The following is a 24,736-nucleotide window of genomic DNA, read 5'->3' as shown; positions in this document are numbered from 1 at the left end:
GGAGTTCAGGAGGTTATATAATGGGAAACTGGGAGTTTCGACAATTATCAAAGCCTGTCTTTGATTCCAGGATCAAGACGGATGAGATTAAGAACAGGGAACGCTGGATAGGGTATTTTTTAGGCCCGGCTCTGGTAGCGACCCTGTATTGTTCAGTCAGCGGGAGCTATCTGAACAGCTTTTATACCGATGTACTTCACCTTGGTGGTGTGGCGGCGGGAGTTTTTTTATCGCTTATGCCGGTCATTTCTAAGATCTTGGATGCTGTTACGAATATCATCATGGGACGTATTGTGGATAATACAAAGTCAAAACAGGGGAAGGCAAGACCCTGGATCCTGGTATCCGGGCCGTTGATGGCAGTTTCAACGATCTTTCTGTTTTTGGTGCCCGCGTCGAATACGACGGTGACTGCGATCTGGGTAACATGCAGCTATAATTTGTTTTTCTGTATTTCTTATACCATGTATAATTTAAGTAACGTGATCACGCTGCCGTTGTCCACACGCGACAATAAAAAGCGCGATACCCTGGCAATCGCCCAGTCTATGGGGATCAATATGGTTCCCGGATTCATTCTGGCAGTGCTTTATCCTGCCGTTGTACTTCCTTATATGGGAGTGGATCAGAGCCGCTGGATTAAGATGATGGCGCTTATCTCCCTGCTGGCTGTTGCAGGCACGCTTTTACAGTATTTTTTTACGAAAGAACGTGTCACAGAGGAGGGGGCAGACAGGGAAGAGACAGAAGAACAGTCCGTGTCCCTGAAAGAGCAGATCAAAGGATGCCTTTCCAGTAAGTACTGGGTCATGATTATTGCAGTATTGTTTATCTACAATCTGTGCAATACGATCAGTGTCAACTCTATGCTATATTATGCCAACTGGGTTGTGGGCACGTACAACGATGGTAAGACGCTCGCGTTGCTGAACATTATCGGACAGGCACTGTTAGGACCCGGAGTCGTGGTGATGTGGCCGCTGGTAAAGAAATTCGGCAAACAGAAGATCTATGTAGTCTGCGGTGCAATCGCAGTGGCCGGAGGAGTCTTTGGAATGCTCAATGCCTATAGTCTGCCCATGGCATTAGCGGCACTGACCATCCGATCGATCGGGGCGCTTCCGATGACCTATGTTACCTTATCAGTACTGGCAGATGCGCTGGATTATGTGGAGTGGAAGTGCGGATACCGATGTGACGGATTTTCTTCTTCCATCTATAGTATCATCATCACGGTTACGGCAGGGCTTGGAATCGGGATTCTGAACATGGGGCTTTCCCTGACCGGCTATGTGGCGCCGTTAGCTGACGGCAGCTGGGTGGCACAGTCTGAGACGGTGCGGCGTTTCCTTACCTTTGGGACTTTTGGAGTGCCGGCTGTCGGAATGGTAGTTATGACGATTATATTTGCAATGTTTAATCTGGAGAAGAAGCTGCCTTTGATCCATGAGGAGATCAGGAAGCGGAAAGGACTGTAAAAAATCATGTGTATCTTTTCTCATTTATTAATTAAGTACAGTCCGAACATACAGATCGCGATGCCTGCGATTTTCTGCAGAGTGATGGCCTCATGATAAAACAAATAGCCGATCACGATCAGACACACGGTTAAAAGGGAGCTGTGGACAAGCTGTCCGACACTGATGTTCCAGCCCGCTTTATACATATAGATGGAACCTGCCTCCAGCCCCACAACTGCGAGGCCTAAAACAAAACTGCTCCAATTCAGCTTGTGGTATTCCTGGATCAGACTTCCGCCATGATTCAGGATAAAATACAATACCCCGGAAATGACTGTACCTACGGCGTATGTGACTGTCAGCGCAGCGAGCGGATGAATCCCGTTCGGTGTTGATTTGGAACAAATATGGTAAAAGATATTTGATAATACAATCAGAAAAATCGGCCAATACATTTGCAACATTTTACTCACACTCCTATATGATTTGGTTTGAAAATAAAGTTTCCTATGTCATAAAAAAAGGCAATCAGAATAGCCTGATTGCCGGTAGGTGCTCACCCATGAAAAATATTTTATCATAGAGATATGAAAAAATCAATTTTATTTTTCTTCTCTTTTTTAGTTGAGGTTCGGTTGAGGTTCGGCCTGTATCTTAGGTGAGACAAGGAGAGTGAATATATGCTGCAGATTAAAAATATAAGCAAAAAGTATAAAACAGGCGACTTGATACAGACTGCCCTGAACGATGTCAGTTTGAACCTCAGGGATAACGAGTTTGTCGCAATCTTAGGACCCAGTGGTTCCGGGAAGACGACACTTTTAAATATCATCGGCGGGCTGGACAGATATGACAGCGGGGATCTGATTATCAACGGCATTTCTACAAAAAAGTACAAAGACCGTGACTGGGATTCCTACCGGAACCATACGATAGGTTTCGTATTCCAGAGCTACAACCTGATTCCCCATCAGACGATACTGGCAAATGTGGAGCTTGCCCTGACGATTTCCGGTATCAGCAAGGCAGAGCGCAGGAAACGGGCACGGGAGGCATTGATTCAGGTCGGATTAGGAGAGCAGGTACACAAGAGACCCACCCAGATGTCCGGCGGGCAGATGCAGAGAGTCGCCATTGCCAGGGCGCTGGTGAACAACCCGGATATCGTGCTGGCCGATGAGCCGACCGGAGCGCTTGACAGCGAGACCAGCCTTCAGGTGATGGAGCTTTTAAAAGAGGTGGCGAAAGACCGTCTTGTCGTGATGGTCACACATAACCCGGAGCTGGCTGACCAGTACGCGAACCGTATCGTAAAGCTAAAGGATGGGACGATTCGTTCGGATTCGAATCCATATGAAATAGAAGAGGAACATCTCAAAGAGCCGGAGCATAAGAACATGGGGAAATCCTCCATGTCCTTTTTGACGGCACTGTCTCTGAGCTTTAACAATCTGCGGACGAAAAAAGCAAGGACGCTTCTCACCGCCTTTGCCGGTTCCATCGGAATCATCGGAATCGCACTGATTCTGTCGCTGTCCACAGGGGCAAATGACTACATTCAGTCCGTGGAGGAGGAGACGCTGTCTGAATATCCGCTGCAGATCCAGAGCACCGGCCTTGACATTTCCTCGCTGATGGTGGGCAACACAGGAGGTTTGGGAAAGGAGGAAGACGGGGACATCCATGTCGTACAGATGGTGACGGATATGTTCTCCACCATGAATTCTAATGATCTGGAATCCTTAAAGGAGTATCTGGACAGCGGGGACAGCGGGATGGAGGCCTATACGAAAGCGATTGAGTACACGTACAACAGTGTTCCGCAGATTTACCGTCAGGATGATGATACAATCCGCCAGGTGAATCCGGATAAGTCCTTTGATTCGCTCGGCTTCGGCTCTTCCTCCGGCTCCAACAGCATGATGTCATCGATGATGAGCACGGATGTATTCTATGAGATGCCGGAGAATGCCTCACTGTACGAAAATCAGTACGATGTAAAAGCCGGACGCTGGCCTGACAGCTACAACGAATGTGTGGTCGTGCTGAACGGTAACGGTAGTATCAGCGATTTTATGCTGTATACGCTCGGGCTGAGAGATGCGATGGAACTGGATGAAATGATTCAGCAGTTTATTAACGAAGAAACAATCCAAACTCCTGACAATATGGGTTCTTATACTTATGAAGATATCCTGGGAACAACCTTCAAGCTGGTAAACAGTTCGGATTATTATGAGTATGACAGCGAGCATAAAGTCTGGACGGATAAGACAGACAACAAAGAGTATATGAACAGGCTGGTGGAAAACGGGGAAAATCTAAAGGTGGTCGGTGTCGTTAAGCCCGCTGAGGGAGCAAACGGATCTGCACTCAGCCCGGGAATCGGCTATCCGGTATCTCTGACACAGCATGTAGCAAAGCAGGCGAAGAACAGCAGGATTGTTCAGCAGCAGATCGCAGATCCAAACGTGAATGTGTTTACAAATGAGCCGTTTTCTGAGGCCGGCAGCAGTCAGAATCCGCTGGACATGGATTCTCTGTTTACGGTAGACACGGAGGCCATACAGAATGCCTTCAAGTTTGACGAGAATGCCCTGTCCGGAGGGCTGACTGATTCGATGGATCTGTCCGGGGCTTTCCAGATGGACGAAGATTCCCTTGACCTCTCCGGCATGATAAACCTGGGAGATATGAATCTTACGCTTCCTGAAATGGAAGGCATCAGTCTGGAAAGCCTTTTGAGTGGGCTGAACCTGACGGTTTCCGGTGAAAATATGGAACAGCTGGTGAACGGACTTCTAAAGGGGTATCAGGACTATACCGCAGGAAATCCGCAGGCAGATTATACGAAGCTGGGCGATGCTGTCTTTTCGTATCTGGCATCCGGGGAAGTGCAGGACATTTTAACAGAAAATATTAAAAAGATGATTCAGGAGAACGGCGGCGGTGTCACCGTTTCTGCCGAACAGCTTCAGGCCATGGCGGCGGAGCTTATGACCGGATATCAGGCATATGCGGCCGAACAGGGATATACAGATTCAGAAAGGTTTGACGAATATCTGATAGAATATCTCCAGACAGCAGGGGCACAGGAAATCCTTACCCGCTGGAGCTCTGAGATTTTCCAGAATAATGTGGACATATCAGTTACGGCTGAGCAGATTCAAAAACTGGCCTCTGAGATTGCGGACGGATATCAGCAGTATGCAGCGGCTAACAACCTTCCGGATCCATCCATGATGGGACAGTATTTTATGGATTACTTAAATACGGATGCCGGCAGAAAGCAGCTTTCCGATGGCATCTACAGCATGGTAGATGTAAACAGCCTGGAGACGCAGATTTCCACTGTCATTCAGGAATATATGCAGAAAACGATGGGAAGCTTCACCGAGGCGATGTCACAGACGCTGGAAACACAGATGTCCTCTCTGATGGAGCAGATTGTCACCCAAATCAGCCAAAATCTGGAGGGGGCACTTCAATCCATCATGACTCAGGCCGGAAATCAGCTTCAGAGTGCAATGGGCGATGCCATGCAGATTGACGAGACGGCGTTTGCGAAAGCCTTTCAGATGAAGATGGACCAGAACGAAATGTCTGAGCTTCTGATGTCACTTGTATCCACAGAAGGAGCTACCTATAAAGGAAATCTGGAAAAACTCGGGTACGTGGATTTCAGCCAGCCCACCGGAATCAACATCTATCCGCTGGACTTTGAGAGCAAGGAGCATGTCGTTTCGATTCTGGATGACTATAACACCCGGATGGAGGATGAAGGAAAAGACGAGCAGGTCATCTCGTATACGGATGTTGTGGGAACGATGATGTCCTCGGTAACGGATATTATCGATATTATCAGCTATGTGCTGATTGCATTCGTGGCGATTTCCCTTGTAGTTTCCTCGATCATGATTGGGGTTATCACCTATATCAGCGTGCTGGAGAGGAAAAAAGAAATCGGGATCCTGCGTGCTATCGGAGCGTCGAAGGGAAATGTCTCCCAGATCTTTAATGCAGAAACCTTTATCATCGGGCTCTGCGCCGGGGGTATCGGGATTATGCTGACGCTGCTGATTCTGATTCCGGGAAATGCGCTGATCCACCACCTTGCAGACTCCACTGCCATCAGTGCAGTTCTGCCCGTACCGTATGCAGTCATATTGATACTGCTCAGCGTGCTGCTGACGATACTTGGCGGGCTGATTCCATCCAGCAAGGCGGCAAAGAACGATCCGGTGACGGCGCTTCGGGTGGAATAAAAATCTAATATCAGAAATGCCGGCATCTTATGCCGGCATTTCTATTATCCTTCCTCCGGCAGTGTCACGGTGAAAGCGGTTCCTTTCCCGACTTCGCTGGAAACCTCGATCGTTCCGTTATGCAGGTCCACGATCCGTTTTGCCAGCGTCAGCCCCAGCCCGTTGCCGGCTCCGGTGCGGGAGGTATCTGCCTGATAGAACCTCTCGTATATTCGTTTCTTTGTCTCCTCATCCATGCCGATGCCATTGTCTGCGATGGAAACAATGATATTGTCCTGTTCTTTGCGCAGAAGAATTCGTATCTGTCCCTGTTCTGATACGAATTTAATGGCGTTTCCCAGGATATTCTGCCACACCTGCATGAGCAGTTCCTTGCTGCCGCTGTAATCCACGGAGCAAAGGTCGATATCCAGATCCAGATCCTTCGCCGTCCACTGTGCCTCGAAGAGTAAAATCACCTCCCGGAGCTGTTCATCCAGAGAATAACGCACTTTTTTAATTACAATCTCCTGATTTTCGAGCCGGGCCAGCAATAGAATATTACCTGTCAGTGAGGAGAGGCGTTTTGTGTTTAAGAGGATTCTCTGTGTATATTCGGCCCGCTTTTCTTCGGCCAGGGATTTCTGCTGTAAGAGTGTCACATACCCCTCAATCGCAGACAGCGGCGTTTTGAATTCATGGGAGACATTTTCAATGAAGTCTTTTCTAAAAATCTCCGTATTTGCCAGCTCCTTTACCATGACATTAAAGTTATGGGCCATAGAGCTTAATTCTGTGACGGGGATATCTTCGTTTAACCGGACAGTATAATTACCCTTTACCACTTCCTTTGTCGCTTCATTGATTGCAAGAATGGAGTCTAATGGACGTTTTCCAGCCAGACGTGAGGCAATGGTTCCGACGATGACGCTGACGATACCGGATATGACAAAAATCAGCCCGCCCTTCGGGTCGCGGATGATTCCCATATTCAGCAGAATCATTGTCAGGAGTCCCATTAAAGCCATTGTGATAGTCAGTACAATGAAAACTAAAAAGGAAAACACAACAGTTGCCCTGAACGGATGTTTATTCATGCTGTTTCTTCACCGCCTTATACCCAAGTCCGCGGACCGTCACGATATCAAAATCAGGGTTGTTTTTGAATTTCTCCCTCAGACGGCTGATGTGGACATCCAAAGTATGAGAATCCGTCTCCGAGTCGATTCCCCAGATTTCCTCCATAATCTGCCTGCGGGTAAAAATCCGGTTGGGAGAAGCAACGAGTTTAAAAAGCAGCAGGAATTCCTTTTGCGGCAGCTCTGTCTTTGAAGAACCGCACCGGACAGTCAGCGTATCGCAGTCGAATTCGGTGGTGCCAAGCCGGGTCTTTCTCTGGCTGACAATCTGTGACCGCCGAAGCAGCGCCTCCACCCTCCAGACCATTTCATTTACATCAATGGGCTTGACCATGTAGTCGTCAGTGCCGGAGCGAAAGCCTTCCTGCTTATCGGCCGGATCCTCTTTTGCGGTGATCATAAGAATCGGCATCGTGTATTTTGCCTCCCGTATCGCACGAGTCATTTCGAAGCCGTCCATGACGGGCATCATGACATCGGATATGATTAAATCCACATATGTATTGTCCAGAATATCAAACGCATTCATCCCGTCTGTCGCGGGGATGGCGGTGTATCCGTTCTCGGTCAGGACCGTACAGAAAAGGTCCCGCAGTTCTTTGTTGTCTTCCACTACTAAAATCTGAAACATCTTCTTCACCTCCGGATTTTATTGTATCACAGGTTTTGCCCTTAGATAGTGAGAAGTTTACACTTATAATCTCAAATGAACCTCAACCTTATTTTCAAGGGTTCTCTTCTATATGAAAAGGAAATATCTTACAATCTGTTAAACTCAAAAGCAGCCTGTTCAAATGAATACCGGTTCTGTATATTATCCGTAGGAAGGGCCGCGCCGATCAGGTGCGGCTTTTTATGCATCTTTCTATATTCTTTTACACTGCATCCCAGATTTTTCTCAAACATTTGATTCAAGTACCTGCTGTTAGAAAAGCCTGTCTCCAGGCACACATCCAGGATCGAAAAATCCGATTTTTCAATCAGACGGAAGGCATGTTCAAAACGAATATTATTCAGATATTCCTGAAAAGAAATCCCCAGCATATGCTTGATAAAATGAGATGCATGGTAAGTGGTAATATGTTCCAGGTCTGCAATATCCTGCAGGGAAATGTGTTCCGTATAATGTTCGGAAATATAATCCGTAATCCGGTTCAGTCTCCTGGAATTATTCTTCGCAGCCGCATTTTCCTTCTCACTGGTAATCGTATACTGAGAATCCGTAAGCAGCTGATAAAGCGCATCCAAAAGCAGACTCGAACACTTGATATCATTATGTGCGGAAGCAGAAAAATACACAGCCGCACACTCAAAAAGTGTCTGGTACAGGCGGTCGTGCAGTTCACCACTTCGGATGATTCCGTTCTCAAATCTTAAGAATCCAAGCTGCTGATCGATCCTTCGGTAAAAGTCCGTATGAACCTGGAAAGCTAATATCAGATTATTACTGCTTTTGTTCAGAAAAGAGTGAATTTGATACCTGTTGATAATATAAATATCCCCGGCATGAAGTTCATGCTGCTCCAACTCCGTGAACAGCGTCAAAGCACCTTCAAGCAGGATCCCGATCTCCAGATCATCGTGCCCATGCGGACTGCGGGCAGTCATCTCCACCATAAAAATCTCCAGATAACTCATGGTCGTATGCCGTACAATCTCAAATTCCTTCTTATCACTCATAACCAGGACTCCTTAAATTAGTAAACTATTCTGAAAACGGAGAGCAAAGGGGTCTGACCCCTTTGAATGTCCTACAAACATGATACACTACGGATGAACAAGAAACAACATAAAAAACCGCAACATTGTCAATTTTATGATGCCTGTCTCTGGTATAACTAAAATATAGCAGATAAAGCCGAAATCAAAGAAAGAGAGGAAATTAAGATGACAAAATTTAAATTTTCAGTAGGACCATGGAACGTACATACAGGAGCCGATTCTTATGGACCGGAAACAAGAAAGGACATTCCTGTAGAGGAGAAGTACAGGAAGTTTGCAGAGCTTGGTTTTTCTGCAGTGCAGTTCCATGATGACGATGCTGTGCCGAATATCAATGACTACACGGAAGAGGAAATCAAGGAGAAAGCTCGTGAGTTAAAGAAGACTCTGGACAAGTACAATCTGAAAGCAGAATTCGTTGCACCGCGTCTCTGGATGGACAGCCATACTCAGGACGGCGGTTTCATGAGCACATCCGAGGAAGACAGAGAGTATGCAATGTGGAGAGCTTACCGTTCGATTGATATCGCAAATGAGCTGGGATGTGACATGATCGTACTCTGGCTTGCAAGAGAAGGAACGCTGTGTGCAGAATCCAAGTCTCCGGTATGGGCAACGAAAATGCTGGTTGAGGCAATCAACAAGATGCTGGAGTATGATCCGAAGATCCGTGTCTGCATCGAGCCGAAGCCAAACGAGCCGATCGACCGAAGCATCTGCGGTACCATGGGACATGTTATGGCGGTTTCTGCAGCGACCATCGATCCTTCCCGCGTAGGCGGAAACTTAGAGAGTGCGCATGCGATCCTTGCAGGACTGGATCCGGCCAATGAGATCGGATTTGCTATGGCAATGGGCAAGCTGATGACCGTACACTTAAACGACCAGAACGGAATCCGTTATGACCAGGATAAGTCCTTTGGTGTTGAAAACTTACGCGCAGCGTTCAATCAGGTAAAAGTTTTAAAAGAAAACGGCTATGGAGATCACGGTGAATATGTGGGACTTGATGTAAAAGCCATGAGAACGACAAAGGATGAAGACAGCTACAAGCATCTGGAAAACAGCTTGAAGATCTTTAAGACACTGGAAGAAAAAGTGGATAAATTCGATTATGATTTCCAGAAAAAATGTGTGGAAAACAGAGACTTTGAAGCACTGGAAATGTATGTTATGAACCTTCTTATGGGAGTGGAATAGGAATCCGGTACATAAAAAACAGGGAGATCAAACAAGGTCTCCCGTTTTCCGTATCTAAAAGCAAAAGAAATGTTGATTCAAAGGAAAATGTTGATAAAAAGGAGCAGGCTATGAAGAAAAAAGTGATTGTAGCAGGACATATCTGTCTGGATATCACCCCTGTATTTCCAGAGAAAAAGGTAAGTCAGTTAGGGGAAATCCTTTCTCCCGGAAAGCTGATCCAGATGGGGGAGGCGGATGTCCACACGGGCGGGGCTGTGGCAAATACAGGTCTGGCGATGAAAATCCTCGGAGCAGATGTGACTTTGATGGGGAAGATCGGCAAAGATGCATTCGGCGATATGGTATGTAATATTCTGAAACAGTATAATGTGCAGGGCGGTATGATCGTCTCAGAGACAGAATCGACTTCTTATTCTGTTATTTTAGCAGTTCCCGGAATTGATCGCATCTTCTTACATAATCCGGGAGCAAACCATACCTTCCGGGCATCTGACATCCCGCAGGAAGCCCTGGATGAGGCGGCATTGTTCCATTTTGGATATCCGCCGCTGATGCGTTCCATGTATGAAGCGGACGGGGAGGAACTGGTGAGGATCATGAAACGGGCAAAAGAAGCCGGAGCCGCCACTTCACTGGATATGGCAGCAGTCGATCCGGACAGTGAGGCAGGAAGAGCCGACTGGGAAAAGATTTTGGAGCGTGTGATCCCATATGTTGATTTCTTTGTGCCAAGCGTGGAAGAGCTCTGCTATATGCTGGACAAAAAGCGCTTTGAAGAATGGCAGGAGCGCGCAGCAGGCAGAGATATCACGGAAATTTTGGATATCGGGAAGGATGTGAAGCCCCTGGCTGATCAGTGCATGAATTTCGGCGCAAAGGTTCTTCTGATCAAATGCGGCGCCCCGGGAATGTATTACCGGACTGCCGAAAGACGTCAGCTGTTAAAGGCTGGTGCCAGAGTTGAACTGGATCTAAGCGGATGGGCGGACAAGGAGGGCTTTGAGAAAAGCTACGTGCCTGAACGCATTCTTTCCGGAACGGGAGCGGGAGATACCAGTATCGCGGCATTTCTCACAGCGATGCTGGAAGGGTACCCCTTGGAGCAGGTACTGCATCTGGCCGCAGGTACCGGCGCATCTTGTGTGGCGGCCTATGATGCCTTAAGCGGTCTGAAATCTTTTGAAGGGCTGGAAGAAAAAATCAGCGCCGGATGGCAGAAAAATAACTTTTAACAAAGAAGGAGAAGAAGAATGTTAGTAAATTTGAATGATGTTTTACTCCCTGCAAAAAAGAAACATTATGCAGTAGGACTTTTTAATGCGGTGAATATGGAGCTGGCAAGAGGAATCATCAGTGCAGCGGAAAGCACCGGTTCTCCGGTCATCATGGGAACTGCGGAGGTACTGCTTCCATATGGACCGCTGGAGGAGCTGTCTTACTTCCTGATCCCGATGGCGAAAAAAGCAAATGTCCCGGTGGTCATCCATCTGGATCACGGCCTGAAGAAAGAAACCTGTCTGCAGGCGCTGGAGCTTGGTTTTTCCTCCATTATGTACGACTGCTCCACAGACTCCTATGAGGAAAATGTAAAGAAGGTCAAAGAGATGGCAGATATTGCCCATTCCTATGGTGCAACGATCGAGGGAGAACTGGGCCATGTGGGAGATAACGAAGGATCTGCGGAGGGCAGCTCTCATCTGACTGATCCGAAACAGTTCTACACAGAGCCAAAGATGGCAAAGGACTATGTGGACAAGACCGACGTGGATGCACTGGCAATTGCGGTCGGCAATGCACACGGTGCATACAAGCTGCCGCCGAAGCTGGATTTCGAACGGATCCGCACGATTGCCAGGACTGTAGATGTTCCGCTGGTGCTGCACGGCGGTTCCGGGCTTACGGATACAGATTTTAAGACTGCCATCCAGGAAGGGATCAGTAAGGTAAATATCTTCACAGATATCAATGTGGCTGCAGTGGAGGCAGAGTTTAAGAAATTTACAGATATGAATAAAGGTATCATCGACCTGATTCCTGCCGCAGTGGAGGCCGTAAAACAGGAAACTATGAAAAAGATGAAGCTGTTTAGCAGTGACAGAAAGGCCGGTTTCACTGCTCAGGGTACAGCAATGCCGCAGATGGATGTGGAACAGCTGACAAGGCTGGTTGTGGAAGAAGTACGAAGGTATATCAGGAGGTAACAAAATCCCGGGTGTATGGAATCAACTTTATAAATTTGCAAAGATTTGTACTATTTCCATCTTGCATCCTGCCGCTGATTAAAGCTATAATCAGTCTTATAAGATAAATATATCAGCAAAAGAAGTCTATCAAGGAGGCTGCAGTTCATGGGAACGGTATATATCAATGCAAGATGCCAGAAGATCCTTTCCCTTCTATACAATGGGGAGGATTACATATCATTGAAGCAGATTGCCGCTGAGACGGGCGTCTCCAAGCGGAGTATTTATTATGATCTGTGTAAGATCAATGAATTCCTCAATTATTATGGAGTGGATGAGCTCGAGGTAGTCAGGGGGAAGGGAATCCTGATCCCGGAGGAGGATAAGCGTAAGATTGAAAAGATCGTGGAAAATGAGTCAGGCGAGGAAAGCTATATTTTCTCGCCTACGGAACGTGTAAAGATTATTTACTGTTATATTCTGATCTCACATCTGAGCAGGCCGGTCTACATCGAACAGTTATCTGAGTACTGCCAGGTCAGCCGTAATACGATTTTTAATGACCTGCGGGTGGTGGTGAACCAGCTCCAGGAATATAACCTGACGTTGGAATATGAGTCCAAAAGAGGGTACCGGATCACGGGAGACGTGATCAGCATCAGAGCACTTTTTTTCATGTATTTCAATACCCTTCTGCCCTTATATCACAGCGGGGTATTAAATTTCCTGAACCAGGAGCCCATCGATGAATACGAGCACCGCCTGGAACTTATTGCAGGAGAACTGAACACAGAGTATGTGGATGGAGTCCTGGAGTCACTGGCAGTCCTCACCCCTTTGATGTATAAGGGGGCAAGGCGTCCGTACTTCCCGAACCTGAGGAAAGAGAAGATCATTCATACAGATGAGTTCAGGCTGGTGAAGAAGTATTATCCTGACCTGGCGGAATCGGAGCAGATCTACCTGTGTCTGCATCTGCTTGGCTCCAGGGTCGCTGTTCCGGCCTGCGATATGTTTGATCACAATGCGGACCAGTCAGTCTATGAGATAACCAAAGCCCTGGTTGCAGAGTTTGAAAAAATAGCCTGCGTGATGTTTGAGGACCGCGAAGAGCTGGAACGCTCCCTGTTCGTACATATCAAGACCTCCCTATACAGGTATCAGTACGGTATTCAGATCGGAAATCCCTTAAGTGATGATATCATCAGGGAGTATCCCAATCTATTTGATATTACAAAGGTTGTTACCAGGTATTTGGAGCAGTTGGTCGGTCTGCCCATACCGGACAGTGAGATCGCCTATCTGGCACTTCATTTCGGGGCACATTTAAAAGTATCAAAGCCTGCGTCAGACCAGCTGAGGATATTGATCGTTTGTGTAAATGGTGTTTCTGCGGGAAATATGCTCCGCAGGGAGGTGCAGCAGCTTCTTCCATATGCAGAGATCGTGGACGTGGTAGCGATGGTGGATGCGATCAATCTGCAGGAGGTATGTGACCTGATCATCTCCACCGTCAAGGTGAAGAGTATCGTCCCCAGCATTACGGTGCATCCGATCCTAACCGATATCGACAGGAAAGCCATTCTCAACCATAAGCTGATCGAGCAGAGAAAACGGCTGGATGACGGTGAGATCTTGTTTGATATCGTGAAGAAATATGTGGATGAAAAGGAGTATGACAATCTGAAAAAGGATCTGGCGCTCTTTTTTGAGGGAGAAGCTGTGGATGAAAAGAGTTCTCTGTTCAAAAAGCCGCTGGGACTTATGGATTTCCTGAGAAAAGACAGGATAGAGATCACACAGGAGGAGCTGCGCTGGCAGGAGGCTGTAAAATATGCGGGAGAAAAGCTGCTCTCGGAAAACAGTATAGAGAAACGCTATCTGGATAATATCATTTCCCAGATCCGGTATTACGGACCTTATATGTTTATCACCCAGGGGCTGGTGCTGGCTCATGGAAAACCAGAAGACGGGGTAAAGCATTTGGACGTGTCTATGACGATCTTCAAAAAGCCGGTCAGATTCTCAGATTTTCATGAGGCCAGGATCATCATCACACTGGCCGCAAAGGATCAGGAAAAGCACTTAAAGATCCTCAAGGATATCATGACAGTGTTTGAGATCGCATCCAGAGTGGACGATGTTGCGGAGCTGGAGACCAGGGAAGAGGTCCTTGATTACCTGGAGAAGGTGATCGGGGAATAAGAGACGGCGGTGAACAAGCTTTCAAAGAAGAATATAAGAGAAAACAGGGAAATAACGGGAATAAACGGTGGTTTTGACGAAACAGTCAGGGCCGCCGTTTTTTCAATTTCAATGCCCTGTACAAAATTTTGCACATTTAGTATACATTTCCTGGACTTCTCTTTCACATTTCCAGATGCTATGATGAACTCACAAACAAAGAAACCGGTTTACAAAGCAGAATAAAGTTTCTTTTATGAAGAAAATATCCGGACGCGGATGTGATAAGGCTAAAGTAAATTAATTTAAAAAGTTTAAAAATAGGAGGATATTAAGTTATGAGTAAAGTAGAAGAGATCACAAGAGAGAGCTGGATCATGGGGACTTTCCCGGAATGGGGAACCTGGCTGAACGAAGAAATCGAGGCGGAAAAGGTCGCTCCAGGAAACGTTGCAATGTGGTGGCTTGGATGCACAGGACTCTGGATCAAGACACCAAAAGAATGTAACATTACGATCGATCTCTGGTGCGGAAACGGAAAACGGACCCACGGGGACGGAAAGATGAAGCCGGGACACCAGATGGCAAATATGTGCGGGGCAAGAGCGATGCAGCCGAATTTGAGAGCAGTTCCATTTGTTATCGACCCGTTTGCGATCAAGCAGGTAGATGCGGTGCTTGCAACCCATTACCACCAGGACCACATGAGTGCAGAATATGCAGCACACGTGATCCAGAGCGGACTGACAACCGTGGATGAAAACGGGAAGGAAATTCCGGTTCCATTCATCGGACCGAAGAAATCCGTAGAGCTCTGGCAGAAATGGGGAGTTCCGGCAGACAGATGCATTACAGTAAGACCTGGTGATACCATTAAGATCAAGGACTTAGAGATCGTTGCACTGGATTCCTTTGACAGAACCTGTATCGTGACCACAGATTCCCAGGGACCGGACAGAGAAGAGCTGACAGGTGTGTGCCCGACAGACATGGATGATAAGGCAGTCAATTACCTGATCAAGACACCGGGCGGAAATATTTACCACAGCGGTGATTCTCACTACTCCATCTATTTTGCAAAGCATGGAAAGGATTATGATGTGGATGTAGCCTTTGGTTCCTATGGAGAGAATCCGGTCGGAATGGCAGATAAGATGACCTCCTGCGATATCCTGCGTATGGCGGAAGCACTCAGATGCAAAGTTGTGATCCCGATCCACTATGACGTATGGACGAATTTCATGGCAGATGTTAATGAGATCAGAGTCCTTTATGATATGAAGAAAGACCGTCTGGACTATCAGTTCCACCCATTTTTCTGGGAAGTAGGCGGAAAGTATACATACCCGGCAGACAAAGAGAAGAAGGCTTATCATCACAGAAGAGGATTCGAGGACTGCTTTGAGGCACCGCAGAACATTCCGTTCCGCTCCTGCCTGTAAAATAGTATCTATCAGGTCGAATCGAACAGGAGGCACATTATGTTAAGAGAATTTGTAGAAAGTAAACATTATAAATTTGCGGAAGGGGCAAAGGACTGGAAGGATGCCATCCGCATGAGCTGTGAGCCGCTGGAGGCTGACGGCACGGTAGAAGACAATTATAAAGAGGACATTATTAAATGTGTAGAAAAATACGGTCCCTACATTGTGATCGTACCCAATGTGGCGATGCCTCATTCCCAGGAGGGGGCAGAAGGGGTCAATAAGACAGCAGTCAGCTTCATGAAGCTGGAGACACCGGTCAGCTTTGAGCCGGGAGATCCGGAAAAGGATGCACAGTTATTCTTTACACTGGCTTCCTGCAACCCGGAGCAGCACTTAGATAACATGTCCAGACTCTCTGAGATGCTGATGAATGAAGAACTGCTGGAAGCTCTCAAGGAAGCCAGGACCCCGGAAGATCTGTTGGAACTTCAGAAGAGATACGTTGACTAGGGAAGAGGAAAGGGAGAGAAGTAATGGAAATGTTAATGAAAATATGGGAATATTTTGCAACAAATATTTTGCAGCAGCCCGCATTTATGATCGGTCTGATCGTTGTCATCGGGTATGTGCTGCTAAGGAAACCATGGTATGACGTACTTGCAGGTGCCATCAAGGCGATCGTAGGGTATTTCATCCTGGCAGTTGGTTCAAATGGGCTGGTCAGCAACTTCCGTCCGGTACTCAGTGGATTGAAGGACCGTTTTAATCTGGATGCCATGGTAATCGACCCTTATTTTGGACAGAACGCGGTAACGGCAGGGGTGGAAGAGGTTTTTGGAAAAGGCTTCGGCCAGGCCATGATCCTTCTGTTGATCGCATTTATCGTAAACATCCTGTTAGTTCGTTTCAGTAAATATACAAAGATGCGTGCGCTGTTTACAACAGGTCATGTACAGGTACAGCAGGCCGCGATCGCATACTGGCTGATCATGTTCGCATGTCCGTTCTTATTAAAGAGTGATATCGGGATGATTATTGTTATGGCACTCGTGCTCGGACTTTACTGGGCAGTGGGCGCCAACCTGACGATCAAGCCGTGCCAGGAGGTTACAGATGGTGCAGGCTTCTGTCTGGCACACCAGCAGATGTTTGGTGTAGCATTGAACTACTGGTTAGCTGAAAAGTTGTTCGGAAAGAAGAAAAACGGAAAAGAAGTGAAGAAGATCGATGATATCGAGCTTCCGGGATTCATGTCCATTTTCAATGAAAACATGGTCTGCACCTCCATTTTGATGCTGATTTTCTTTGGTGCGATCCTGGTAGTGCTGGGAAGAGATTATCTGACAGAAAACGGATTCCTGGCAGAAGGGGCCAGCATGGTATTCTACGTGATCCAGACTTGTCTCTACTTCGCAGTGTACCTGGCGATTCTGCAGCTTGGAGTCAGAACCTTCGTTACAGAGCTGACAGCTTCCTTCCAGGGTATCGCTGACAGACTGCTTCCAGGCTCTATCCCGGGAGTTGACTGCGCAGTTATCTTCGGATTTGGTTCTGCAAACGCAGTACCGCTTGGATTCCTGGCAGGCTTTGCAGGACAGATCATAGCAATCGTGGCACTGATCGTATTAAAGAGCCCGGTACTTGTAATCTGCGGATTCGTGCCAGTGTTCTTCGACAATGCAACGATCGGTATCTTTGCCAATGAAAAAGGCGGTATCAAGGCCGCATTGATCCTTCCGTTCATCTCCGGGCTCTGCCAGGTATTCGGTTCTGCGCTGATCGCAGGCTGGGTCGGAATGGCAGCGTACGGCGGATACATCGGAATGTGGGACTGGGCAGTTGTATGGCCGGTCATGACAGGAGTGATGAAGTTCTTAAGCTACGCAGGTATCGTAGTGGTTGTCATTGCACTTGCAGTGATCCCGCAGATTCAGTACAGACTGGATAAAGAAGGGTACTTCAAGATGACAGAGGATTACGAAGAGTATAAAGAGATCAAAGCACGCCAGAAGGGTGCTGCTGCAGAGTAAAAAATAAGAACAGGAAATAAGAATAAGAAGTATAGAAAAAATGTTAAATTCGAAAGAAAGAAAAGGAGAAGAAAAATGAGTAAAGAGAATGTAAGTTTTATGGTATGTTGTGCAAACGGAGCAGGTTCCAGTTTAATGATGAAGATGACGATGCAGAAAGTACTTGATAAAGTGGGCTTAAAGCCGGGGAAGGTGCACCATTGTGCACTTTCCGAAGGAAAAACAGCTGCTGTACAGTATGATGTGGTATTCTGTGCACAGAATTTTGCAAATATGTTCAAGGATGCTGAGAAAAAGGGCACAAAGGTGATCGGTCTTAGAAATATCATGTCCGCAAAAGAGATCGAAGACAAGATGAGAGAGAATGGAATTATCGATTAAGGCTGGTGGATAAGATGACAAAAGCATTTACACTGGGGCTGTATGAAAAATCCATGCCGCCCCGGCTGGAATGGAAGGAAAAATTACTCTGTGCAAAAGAGGCAGGCTTTGATTTTGTGGAAATCAGCATCGATGAGACAGAGGAAAAGTTAAAAAGGCTGGATATGACAGCTAAAGAGCGCCTGGAGCTGGTGCGTTTGATGACAGAAACAAGGGTACCGATCCGAACAATGTGTCTGAGCGGACACAGGAAATATCCTCTTGGAAGCAGTGATCCGAAGGTCTGTGCAAGAGGCATGGAGATCATGGAAAAGGCAGTCCGTCTTGCGGATGATCTGGGGATTCGGATCATCCAGCTTGCCGGATATGATGTATATTATGAAGAGTCCACATTGGAGACGAAGAAGCGTTTTCTGGAGAACCTTAAGAAAGCGGCAGAGACCGCTGGGAAATATGGAGTCCTTCTTGGGTTTGAAACTATGGAGAACGATTTCATGAACACGGTGGAAAAGGCGATGAAATATGTGACACTTGTGGGTTCTCCTTATCTGAATGTATATCCTGATATCGGCAATATCACGAATGCAGCCAAGACATATCAGACAGATGTATTGGAAGACCTCACCCTAGGGAAAGGGCATATCGTGGCCATGCATTTAAAGGAGACTGTACCCGGAAAATTCAGGGAGATCCCTTTTGGAACCGGGCATGTGGATTTTGAAGGTGCAGCGGAAGCGGCCTGGAAACTTGGGGTAAGAAAATTCGTGACAGAATTCTGGTATACAGGAAACCCAGAGTGGAAGGAAGATCTTAAGAACGCGCATGATATGTTTACTGAGATTTTGGAACGTCAGGCCGAAAAAAGTCAGGGCGATGGACGACAGGACAATGAGTAAAAGGAAGGGTTGGATTGAACGTGAAAATTGAGAAAAAAGTAATTTCAAATTTAAATAAGTGTTATTCCCTGGCACCGCTGAACTATAATGGACAGGATTATTTCCTGGTCGCTGCGGAAAAGGTGGACAGATGCATCCTTTTTGACCTGGACGGGAACGAAGTGGATACCGTATGGAACGAGCCGGGCGGAGTAATGAGCATGGTGCAGGTGCCGGGAAGCAACGGACAGTTCCTGGCGACACATAAGTTCTATTCTCCGAACGATTCAAAGGAAGCAAAGATCGTGATCGTGACCCCGCTCTCTAAAGGAAACTGGGAGGTCAGGACCTTAGTGGATCTGCCGCATGTACACCGGTTTGATATTGTGGAGAGAAACGGCGTAAGATATCTCATAGCCTGTGCACTTAAATCAGGACACGAATTTAAAGATGACTGGAGCTGCCCGGGAAAAGTCTATGCAGCTGTACTTCCGAACGATCTGAGCGGTTTTGATGAATCAAACCAGCTGGAGCTCACCGTGATAAAAGACAACATGCTGAAGAATCACGGGTACTACAGAGTAAAAGAAAATGACACAGATACTTGTGTGATTTCCTGCGATAACGGCGTATTCCAGTTCATCCCTCCGAATGCGGCCGGGGAAGAATGGGAGATCAGAACCCTTTTGGATACACCGGCAAGTGATGCGGTCCTGGTAGATCTGGATGGCGATGGCGAGAAGGAACTGGCGGTGCTGTCTCCGTTCCATGGCGATCAGATTTCGATATACAAGAAGCAGGAAGGAAATTATCAAAAGATTTATGATTATGAGAAACCGGCCGAATTTACCCATGCCATCTACGGAGGCGAATTATGGGGGCGGCAGACCGTTGTGATCGGACACCGGAAGGCAGAACGTAATCTGATTGTATTTACATATAACGATGATACAAAAGGCTATCAGGCGGAGATCATTGATGAGGACTGCGGTCCTGCAAATGTACTCAGGATCTCAAAGGATGGCAGGGATATTTTAGTCGCAGCAAACAGAGAGACTGATGAGGTCGCTATGTATACGGCCAATGAGGAATAAAACTTTTTTAATAACTGCGGTATCTGTTGGAAATGCGTCCTCCGGGATTCAGAAAACACAGGTACAGCAGGTGAAAAGGAGATTTAAGCAATGTTAGAGGAACTGAAAAAACGGGTATATGAAGCAAACATGCTTCTTCCGAAATACGGTCTTGTTACCTTTACATGGGGAAATGTAAGTGAGATAGACAGAGAAACCGGATATTTTGCGATCAAACCCAGCGGTGTGGATTATGACAAGCTCAGGCCCGAGGATATGGTGCTTGTGGATCTGGAGGGGAACGTGGTAGAAGGACATTATAACCCATCTTCAGATACGCCGACCCATGTGGAATTATACAAGGCATTTTCCAAGATCGGCGGCATCGTGCATACTCATTCTTCTTGGGCAACAAGCTGGGCACAGGCGGGGAGAGGCATCCCTTGCTATGGCACGACCCATGCGGATTATCTGTACGGTACAGTTCCCTGTGTAAGGAATCTGACCAGGGAAGAACTTCAGGCTTATGAAGTAAATACAGGTGTTTTGATCGCTCAGGAGTTCCAGAACAATGATTATGAGGCAATGCCAGCGGTGCTCTGTAAAAACCACGGCCCGTTTACCTGGGGAAAGGATGGTCTTGAAGCAGTACATAATGCCGTTGTCTTAGAGGAGGTTGCCAAGATGGCTGCAAGATGTGAGATGATCAATCAGGAAGCCGGCCCGGCCCCGCAGGAATTGATGGATAAACATTACTACCGCAAGCACGGAGAAAATGCTTATTACGGACAATGATCAAGGCAGTATTTTTTGATATTGATGATACACTTTACCATTTTACCGAAGCAGGCAGGCTGGCAGCCAGGGAAGTAGAGAGGTATGTCTATGAAAATCTAGGGATAGGGCCGGATGTCTGGCAGGATGCAGCAAAGAAGGCGCAGGAGAGAATCGGCGCCAGGATCGGATTTGACAGTCCGGCCATCCATAACAGGCAGATCCGTTTCCAGAATGCACTGGAGATCCTTAAGCAGCCGATCTACCCCCACGGGACAAGGCTGTATCAGATCTATTGGGATACCGTTTTAAACAATGCAGCTGCTGAGCCGGGAGCAGAAGCTCTGCTCATCAGGTTAAAGGCAAAAGGGATCTATTTAGGGATCGGCTCAGATATGACCTCCTATATCCAGAATAAAAAGCTGGAGGTTCTTAAACTGGCAGAGTACTTTGACAGTGTGGTCACAAGCGAGGAGGCGGGATGTGATAAGCCTGATTCGAGAATCTTTCATCTCTGTATGGAAAAAGCCGGATGCAGGGCAGAAGAATGTCTGTTCATCGGTGACAATTGGAAGAAGGATGTGGCAGGGGCCTGTGCCGCAGGCATGTATTCTGCATGCTACAGTAAATATTCAAAAGCTCCGGGCTGGGGAGATGAGTGGTGTATGAAATCTTATGAGGAATGTATCAGGGGAGAGAAGATCAGGATCGGGAATCTGACGATTTAGCTTCAACAGAGAGGCGGAGCGAAAAATTCCGCTTTGGTTATTTTAACAGGATAGCCGCTCCATAGTTGAATGAGCTTTTATAAAAAAGAACATCTGCTAAGAAAGCAATCACTTTCTTAGCGGATGTTCTTTTGGATTTTATAGTGCTAAGATACCTCATCACTTGCGACCCGCTCGATATGCATAGCAAGATATCCGATCTCCACCTCGTCCAGGGTGCACTTTAAGCTGCGCCCGACTTCCTCACAGACGGCGGCAGCGGTTTTGAATGATTCCGGGAATTTCACTTCCATATAATCATTCATGTTCAGCTTGATCCGCTCCTTTTTCAGGGCACGTGCCACCATGTAACGAACGTGGTTCATCAGCCGGTTATAGGCCAGTGACATGACATCGATTTTCTTCCCGGTCTGCTCCTCCACCATGGTGATACACTCCCTGACGGCACGAGTGATCATCATCGCCTGGGAGACTTTTTCATCTTCAATAGCCGCGTGGATGTGAAGCGCGATGTATCCCACTTCGTGCTCATCGATCTTCACCTTCATTCTGTCTAGAAGAAGGGGGATGATACACTGTGCTGCTTTATACTCTTTGTAAAACAGGACACGGATATCGTCGGTCAGAGGATTGCTGATCTGTTCGCGGTTCTTGATCCGGGCAACCGCATATTCGATGTGATCCGCCATGGGAAACAGGATCGCCCGGTCGATCTTCCCGAACTCTTTTTCGGCCTCATTGAGTATTTCATTTGCAAGCTCCAGGCAGACGGGGGAGACTGACTTAATGATCTCCCTGGCATCTCCCCGTTCAGTCAGCTTTGTGAGGGAATATACCGTATCGCCTTCCCGTTGTTCGATCCGTTCCCCGACCTTTTTCTGGAACCCTGCCCCTTTTCCCATGAGCAGGTATTCCTGATTGTCATCCATTTTGATCACGATGACCGTATTGTGGTTCAAAATCTTTCTTATTCTATACATATCTCACCATCCATTTTCTATGCAAGGAAATCTATGGCAAAAAGCGCCTCGCCCTCCTTGATCTCACCGTCCTTTAAAAGGCGGATTCTCTGATTGTCTTCAAGCTCGGTGCATAAGATCGGAGAAACTACAGAAGGAGCATTTTCCTTAAGGTAATCCAGGTCGAGCTTTAACATCGGATCACCCTTCTTCACTTTCTGTCCGTTCTCAACAAATGCTTCGAAACCTTTTCCGTTCAGCTTCACTGTATCGATGCCGATATGGATCAGGAGGCTGACTCCTGTATCGGTCATGAATCCAATGGCATGCTTGGTATCAAAAACGAAACATACCTCGCCATCCTCCGGTGCCCGCACGATCGCATCCAGCGGAGTCACCACTGCGCCGTCACCCATCATTCTCTCTGCAAAGGCCTCATCAGGCGCTTCGGACAGATCGGCGGCAATTCCGCTTATAGGACTGGAAATCGTGATTGTTTTTACGACGTTCGCTTCTTTATCTGTATCTGCCAAGCTGTCCGGTCCTTTGTCCGCATCATTTTTTGCATCACTATTTTCCACAGTACCATTATTGACCTTATCTTCCATACTGCCAAGTTCGTCATTCAGATCGTCTGCGGCAGTTTCCAAATAATCCTCCAGGTTCGATTTGATCACAGTTACGTGTGGTCCGTAAATGATCTGAACTCCATTTCCCTTGTGGACCACGCCGGAAGCTCCCGTTGATTTGAGCAGGGAATCATTGACCTTCTTGGGATCGATCACAGTGCAGCGCAGCCTGGTTGCACAGCAGTCCACATCACTGATGTTGCGTTTTCCTCCAAGCCCTCTGGTAATCGTAAGGCTGAGTGCATCCTCCTTAGAAAGTGCTCCGGTGCCGGAAGCATTTCCGCTGCGGTCAGCACCTTCTTTGCGGGCATTGACATCTGCCTTTGTGTAAAGCTTTGTCTCCACATCATCATCCTCGCGTCCCGGTGTTTTGAAATGAAACTTCTTGATCAGGAAGGTGAAGATAAAGTAATACAGGAAGAAATAAATAATTCCCACCGGAATGATCCGAAGCCAGCTTGTCTTTTCGTTCCCCTGCAGAATCCCGAACAGGAAGAAGTCTAAAAGTCCGCCGGAAAATGTCAGTCCTACGGCGACGTTGAGCATATGCGCGATCATATAGGCAGAGCCGGCCAGTACCACCTGTACTGCAAAAAGGGCCGGGGCTACGAATAAGAAGGAAAATTCGATCGGCTCTGTGATTCCGGTCATCATACATGCCAGTGCTGCGGACAGAAGAAGCCCGCCTGCTGCTTTTCTTTTTTCCGGTTTTGCACAGCGGTACATGGCAAGAGCTGCACCCGGAAGTCCGAAGATCATGAAGATGAATTCACCTGAAAAGTATCTTGTCGCGTCTGCACTGAAATGTGCCACATTTGCCGAGTCCGCCAGCTGTGCGAAGAAGATATTCTGGCCTCCCTGAACCATCTGTCCGGCCACTTCCATGGTGCCGCCCACTGCGGTCTGCCAAAACGGCATATAAAATACATGGTGCAGTCCGAACGGGATCAGTGCTCTCTTAATCAGTCCGAATACCAGTGTCCCGGCATATCCGCTGCCGGTTACAAGTCCGCCCAGTGCATAGATTCCATTCTGTACGGCAGGCCAGATAAAATAAAGCGCGATTCCCACAAACATATATACGATCGTAGAAATGATCGGTACAAACCGGGTTCCTCCGAAGAAGGACAGGGCATTGGGAAGTGCGATCTTGTAAAAACGGTTATGCAGAGCAGCTACCCCAAGCCCTACGATAATACCGCCGAACACGCCCATCTGCAGCGTCTGTATTCCGCAGGAGGGAGAGATGGTGCCTTCCAGTACATTTGCTGCGATGGTTCCGTCTTTCAGAATCTCACCATTGATCACCAGCATGGCATTGATGGCGGTATTCATAACAAAATACGCGATCACGGCGGATAATGCAGAGACCTCTTTTTCTTTCTTTGCCATTCCGATTGCCACACCTACCGCAAAGATCAGCGGCAGGTTATCAAATACGATACTGCCCACCTTGTTCATGATCACCAGCAGACCGTGCAGAATCGTGCCGTTGCCCAGGATCCCCTCCAGTCCGTACATGGCGATCGTCGTCTCATTGGTAAATGAACTTCCGATTCCCAGCAGAAGCCCTGCCACCGGAAGGATCGCGATCGGGAGCATAAAGCTTCTGCCGACACGCTGTAAAACACTAAAAATCTTGTCTTTCATAATCATTCTCCTTTACTCATCCTTTTTTATGGGATGTTATGTATCCGGATATGCCTGATCATCCGTGGGGGATAA

The 24,736-nt window shown here is 47.3% G+C and carries 21 protein-coding genes; 15 read left to right on the top strand and 6 right to left on the bottom strand.

Annotated features, from left to right (window positions below; translation table 11 throughout):
- Positions 1–20 precede the first annotated feature (20 nt).
- The gene (locus AC4OGX_RS00955) at positions 21–1,478 is read left to right on the top strand and encodes an MFS transporter (protein ID WP_493327919.1); all 1,458 of its coding nucleotides are present in this window, start codon (positions 21–23) and stop codon (positions 1,476–1,478) included.
- A 20-nt stretch (positions 1,479–1,498) separates the two neighbouring features.
- Here AC4OGX_RS00955 and AC4OGX_RS00950 read toward each other — a convergent pair whose 3' ends face one another.
- Positions 1,499–1,924 (bottom strand): EamA family transporter, encoded by a 426-nt coding sequence (locus AC4OGX_RS00950; RefSeq protein WP_493327918.1) that lies wholly within the window; start codon positions 1,922–1,924, stop codon positions 1,499–1,501.
- Between the two features lie 216 nt (positions 1,925–2,140).
- Here AC4OGX_RS00950 and AC4OGX_RS00945 point away from each other — a divergent pair, with 216 nt between their 5' ends.
- The gene (locus AC4OGX_RS00945) at positions 2,141–5,725 is read left to right on the top strand and encodes an ABC transporter ATP-binding protein/permease (protein ID WP_493327917.1); all 3,585 of its coding nucleotides are present in this window, start codon (positions 2,141–2,143) and stop codon (positions 5,723–5,725) included.
- Positions 5,726–5,769: 44 nt separating this feature from the next.
- Here AC4OGX_RS00945 and AC4OGX_RS00940 read toward each other — a convergent pair whose 3' ends face one another.
- From AC4OGX_RS00940 to AC4OGX_RS00930, 3 genes are all read right to left on the bottom strand, one after another.
- Complete coding sequence (locus AC4OGX_RS00940; RefSeq protein ID WP_493327916.1) at positions 5,770–6,801, bottom strand: HAMP domain-containing sensor histidine kinase; 1,032 nt, start codon at positions 6,799–6,801, stop codon at positions 5,770–5,772.
- Positions 6,794–7,474: a response regulator transcription factor gene (locus AC4OGX_RS00935; protein WP_493327915.1), complete on the bottom strand. Its 681-nt coding sequence runs from the start codon at positions 7,472–7,474 to the stop codon at positions 6,794–6,796. Before AC4OGX_RS00935 ends, AC4OGX_RS00940 begins: the two co-directional genes overlap by 8 nt.
- A gap of 128 nt (positions 7,475–7,602) precedes the next feature.
- On the bottom strand, positions 7,603–8,523 hold the full coding sequence (locus AC4OGX_RS00930; protein WP_493327914.1) for an AraC family transcriptional regulator: 921 nt from the start codon (positions 8,521–8,523) through the stop codon (positions 7,603–7,605).
- Between the two features lie 207 nt (positions 8,524–8,730).
- On the opposite strand from AC4OGX_RS00930, the gene AC4OGX_RS00925 reads away from it, so the two are divergent.
- The 13 genes from AC4OGX_RS00925 (at position 8,731) to AC4OGX_RS00865 (ending at position 21,423) form a co-directional block, all read left to right on the top strand.
- Positions 8,731–9,765, top strand: a complete 1,035-nt coding sequence (locus tag AC4OGX_RS00925; protein ID WP_493327913.1) for a TIM barrel protein — start codon at positions 8,731–8,733, stop codon at positions 9,763–9,765.
- A 110-nt stretch (positions 9,766–9,875) separates the two neighbouring features.
- Positions 9,876–11,000 (top strand): carbohydrate kinase family protein, encoded by a 1,125-nt coding sequence (locus AC4OGX_RS00920; RefSeq protein ID WP_493327912.1) that lies wholly within the window; start codon positions 9,876–9,878, stop codon positions 10,998–11,000.
- Between the two features lie 18 nt (positions 11,001–11,018).
- Positions 11,019–11,969 (top strand): class II fructose-bisphosphate aldolase, encoded by a 951-nt coding sequence (locus tag AC4OGX_RS00915; protein WP_493327911.1) that lies wholly within the window; start codon positions 11,019–11,021, stop codon positions 11,967–11,969.
- A 147-nt stretch (positions 11,970–12,116) separates the two neighbouring features.
- Positions 12,117–14,156, top strand: a complete 2,040-nt coding sequence (locus AC4OGX_RS00910) for a BglG family transcription antiterminator (RefSeq protein WP_493327910.1) — start codon at positions 12,117–12,119, stop codon at positions 14,154–14,156.
- Positions 14,157–14,165: 9 nt separating this feature from the next.
- A complete protein-coding gene (locus AC4OGX_RS00905) occupies positions 14,166–14,381 on the top strand; it encodes a hypothetical protein (RefSeq protein WP_493327909.1) in 216 nt (71 codons plus the stop codon).
- A 92-nt stretch (positions 14,382–14,473) separates the two neighbouring features.
- Positions 14,474–15,577: an L-ascorbate 6-phosphate lactonase gene (ulaG, locus tag AC4OGX_RS00900; RefSeq protein WP_493327908.1), complete on the top strand. Its 1,104-nt coding sequence runs from the start codon at positions 14,474–14,476 to the stop codon at positions 15,575–15,577.
- Between the two features lie 39 nt (positions 15,578–15,616).
- On the top strand, positions 15,617–16,072 hold the full coding sequence (locus tag AC4OGX_RS00895; protein WP_493327907.1) for a PTS sugar transporter subunit IIA: 456 nt from the start codon (positions 15,617–15,619) through the stop codon (positions 16,070–16,072).
- 23 nt (positions 16,073–16,095) lie between these two features.
- Complete coding sequence (gene ulaA / locus AC4OGX_RS00890) at positions 16,096–17,592, top strand: PTS ascorbate transporter subunit IIC (protein ID WP_493327906.1); 1,497 nt, start codon at positions 16,096–16,098, stop codon at positions 17,590–17,592.
- A 75-nt stretch (positions 17,593–17,667) separates the two neighbouring features.
- Positions 17,668–17,973, top strand: a complete 306-nt coding sequence (locus AC4OGX_RS00885) for a PTS sugar transporter subunit IIB (RefSeq protein WP_493327905.1) — start codon at positions 17,668–17,670, stop codon at positions 17,971–17,973.
- Between the two features lie 14 nt (positions 17,974–17,987).
- The gene (locus tag AC4OGX_RS00880; RefSeq protein ID WP_493327904.1) at positions 17,988–18,869 is read left to right on the top strand and encodes an L-ribulose-5-phosphate 3-epimerase; all 882 of its coding nucleotides are present in this window, start codon (positions 17,988–17,990) and stop codon (positions 18,867–18,869) included.
- Positions 18,870–18,889: 20 nt separating this feature from the next.
- Positions 18,890–19,942 carry a hypothetical protein gene (locus tag AC4OGX_RS00875; protein WP_493328095.1) on the top strand — a complete coding sequence of 351 codons (1,053 nt, stop codon included), beginning with the start codon at positions 18,890–18,892 and terminating at the stop codon, positions 19,940–19,942.
- A 90-nt stretch (positions 19,943–20,032) separates the two neighbouring features.
- Positions 20,033–20,716, top strand: coding sequence for an L-ribulose-5-phosphate 4-epimerase (locus AC4OGX_RS00870; RefSeq protein ID WP_493327903.1), 684 nt, complete (start codon positions 20,033–20,035; stop codon positions 20,714–20,716).
- Positions 20,713–21,423 (top strand): HAD family hydrolase, encoded by a 711-nt coding sequence (locus AC4OGX_RS00865; RefSeq protein ID WP_493327902.1) that lies wholly within the window; start codon positions 20,713–20,715, stop codon positions 21,421–21,423. Before AC4OGX_RS00870 ends, AC4OGX_RS00865 begins: the two co-directional genes overlap by 4 nt.
- A gap of 146 nt (positions 21,424–21,569) precedes the next feature.
- Here AC4OGX_RS00865 and AC4OGX_RS00860 read toward each other — a convergent pair whose 3' ends face one another.
- Positions 21,570–22,403, bottom strand: a complete 834-nt coding sequence (locus tag AC4OGX_RS00860; RefSeq protein WP_493327901.1) for a PRD domain-containing protein — start codon at positions 22,401–22,403, stop codon at positions 21,570–21,572.
- 17 nt (positions 22,404–22,420) lie between these two features.
- Complete coding sequence (locus AC4OGX_RS00855; protein WP_493327900.1) at positions 22,421–24,661, bottom strand: PTS sugar transporter subunit IIABC; 2,241 nt, start codon at positions 24,659–24,661, stop codon at positions 22,421–22,423.
- Positions 24,662–24,736: the final 75 nt, after the last annotated feature.

Source organism: Faecalicatena sp., from assembly GCF_058819085.1.
Note: the sequence above shows the minus strand (reverse complement) of the source record. Positions and strands in the feature narration are given on the sequence as shown.

Bases quoted from the DNA above. Each gene is read 5' to 3' on its own strand.
- AC4OGX_RS00920 (WP_493327912.1), top strand. From the start codon at position 9,876: ATGAAGAAAAAAGTGATTGTAGCAGGACATATCTGTCTGGATATCACC.
- AC4OGX_RS00910 (WP_493327910.1), top strand. From the start codon at position 12,117: ATGGGAACGGTATATATCAATGCAAGATGCCAGAAGATCCTTTCCCTT.
- AC4OGX_RS00855 (WP_493327900.1), bottom strand. From the start codon at position 24,661: ATGAAAGACAAGATTTTTAGTGTTTTACAGCGTGTCGGCAGAAGCTTT.
- AC4OGX_RS00955 (WP_493327919.1), top strand. From the start codon at position 21: ATGGGAAACTGGGAGTTTCGACAATTATCAAAGCCTGTCTTTGATTCC.
- AC4OGX_RS00925 (WP_493327913.1), top strand. From the start codon at position 8,731: ATGACAAAATTTAAATTTTCAGTAGGACCATGGAACGTACATACAGGA.
- AC4OGX_RS00915 (WP_493327911.1), top strand. From the start codon at position 11,019: ATGTTAGTAAATTTGAATGATGTTTTACTCCCTGCAAAAAAGAAACAT.
- AC4OGX_RS00865 (WP_493327902.1), top strand. From the start codon at position 20,713: ATGATCAAGGCAGTATTTTTTGATATTGATGATACACTTTACCATTTT.
- AC4OGX_RS00950 (WP_493327918.1), bottom strand. From the start codon at position 1,924: ATGTTGCAAATGTATTGGCCGATTTTTCTGATTGTATTATCAAATATC.
- AC4OGX_RS00940 (WP_493327916.1), bottom strand. From the start codon at position 6,801: ATGAATAAACATCCGTTCAGGGCAACTGTTGTGTTTTCCTTTTTAGTT.
- ulaG (WP_493327908.1), top strand. From the start codon at position 14,474: ATGAGTAAAGTAGAAGAGATCACAAGAGAGAGCTGGATCATGGGGACT.
- AC4OGX_RS00870 (WP_493327903.1), top strand. From the start codon at position 20,033: ATGTTAGAGGAACTGAAAAAACGGGTATATGAAGCAAACATGCTTCTT.
- AC4OGX_RS00860 (WP_493327901.1), bottom strand. From the start codon at position 22,403: ATGTATAGAATAAGAAAGATTTTGAACCACAATACGGTCATCGTGATC.
- AC4OGX_RS00895 (WP_493327907.1), top strand. From the start codon at position 15,617: ATGTTAAGAGAATTTGTAGAAAGTAAACATTATAAATTTGCGGAAGGG.
- AC4OGX_RS00880 (WP_493327904.1), top strand. From the start codon at position 17,988: ATGACAAAAGCATTTACACTGGGGCTGTATGAAAAATCCATGCCGCCC.
- AC4OGX_RS00945 (WP_493327917.1), top strand. From the start codon at position 2,141: ATGCTGCAGATTAAAAATATAAGCAAAAAGTATAAAACAGGCGACTTG.
- AC4OGX_RS00885 (WP_493327905.1), top strand. From the start codon at position 17,668: ATGAGTAAAGAGAATGTAAGTTTTATGGTATGTTGTGCAAACGGAGCA.
- ulaA (WP_493327906.1), top strand. From the start codon at position 16,096: ATGGAAATGTTAATGAAAATATGGGAATATTTTGCAACAAATATTTTG.
- AC4OGX_RS00930 (WP_493327914.1), bottom strand. From the start codon at position 8,523: ATGAGTGATAAGAAGGAATTTGAGATTGTACGGCATACGACCATGAGT.
- AC4OGX_RS00935 (WP_493327915.1), bottom strand. From the start codon at position 7,474: ATGTTTCAGATTTTAGTAGTGGAAGACAACAAAGAACTGCGGGACCTT.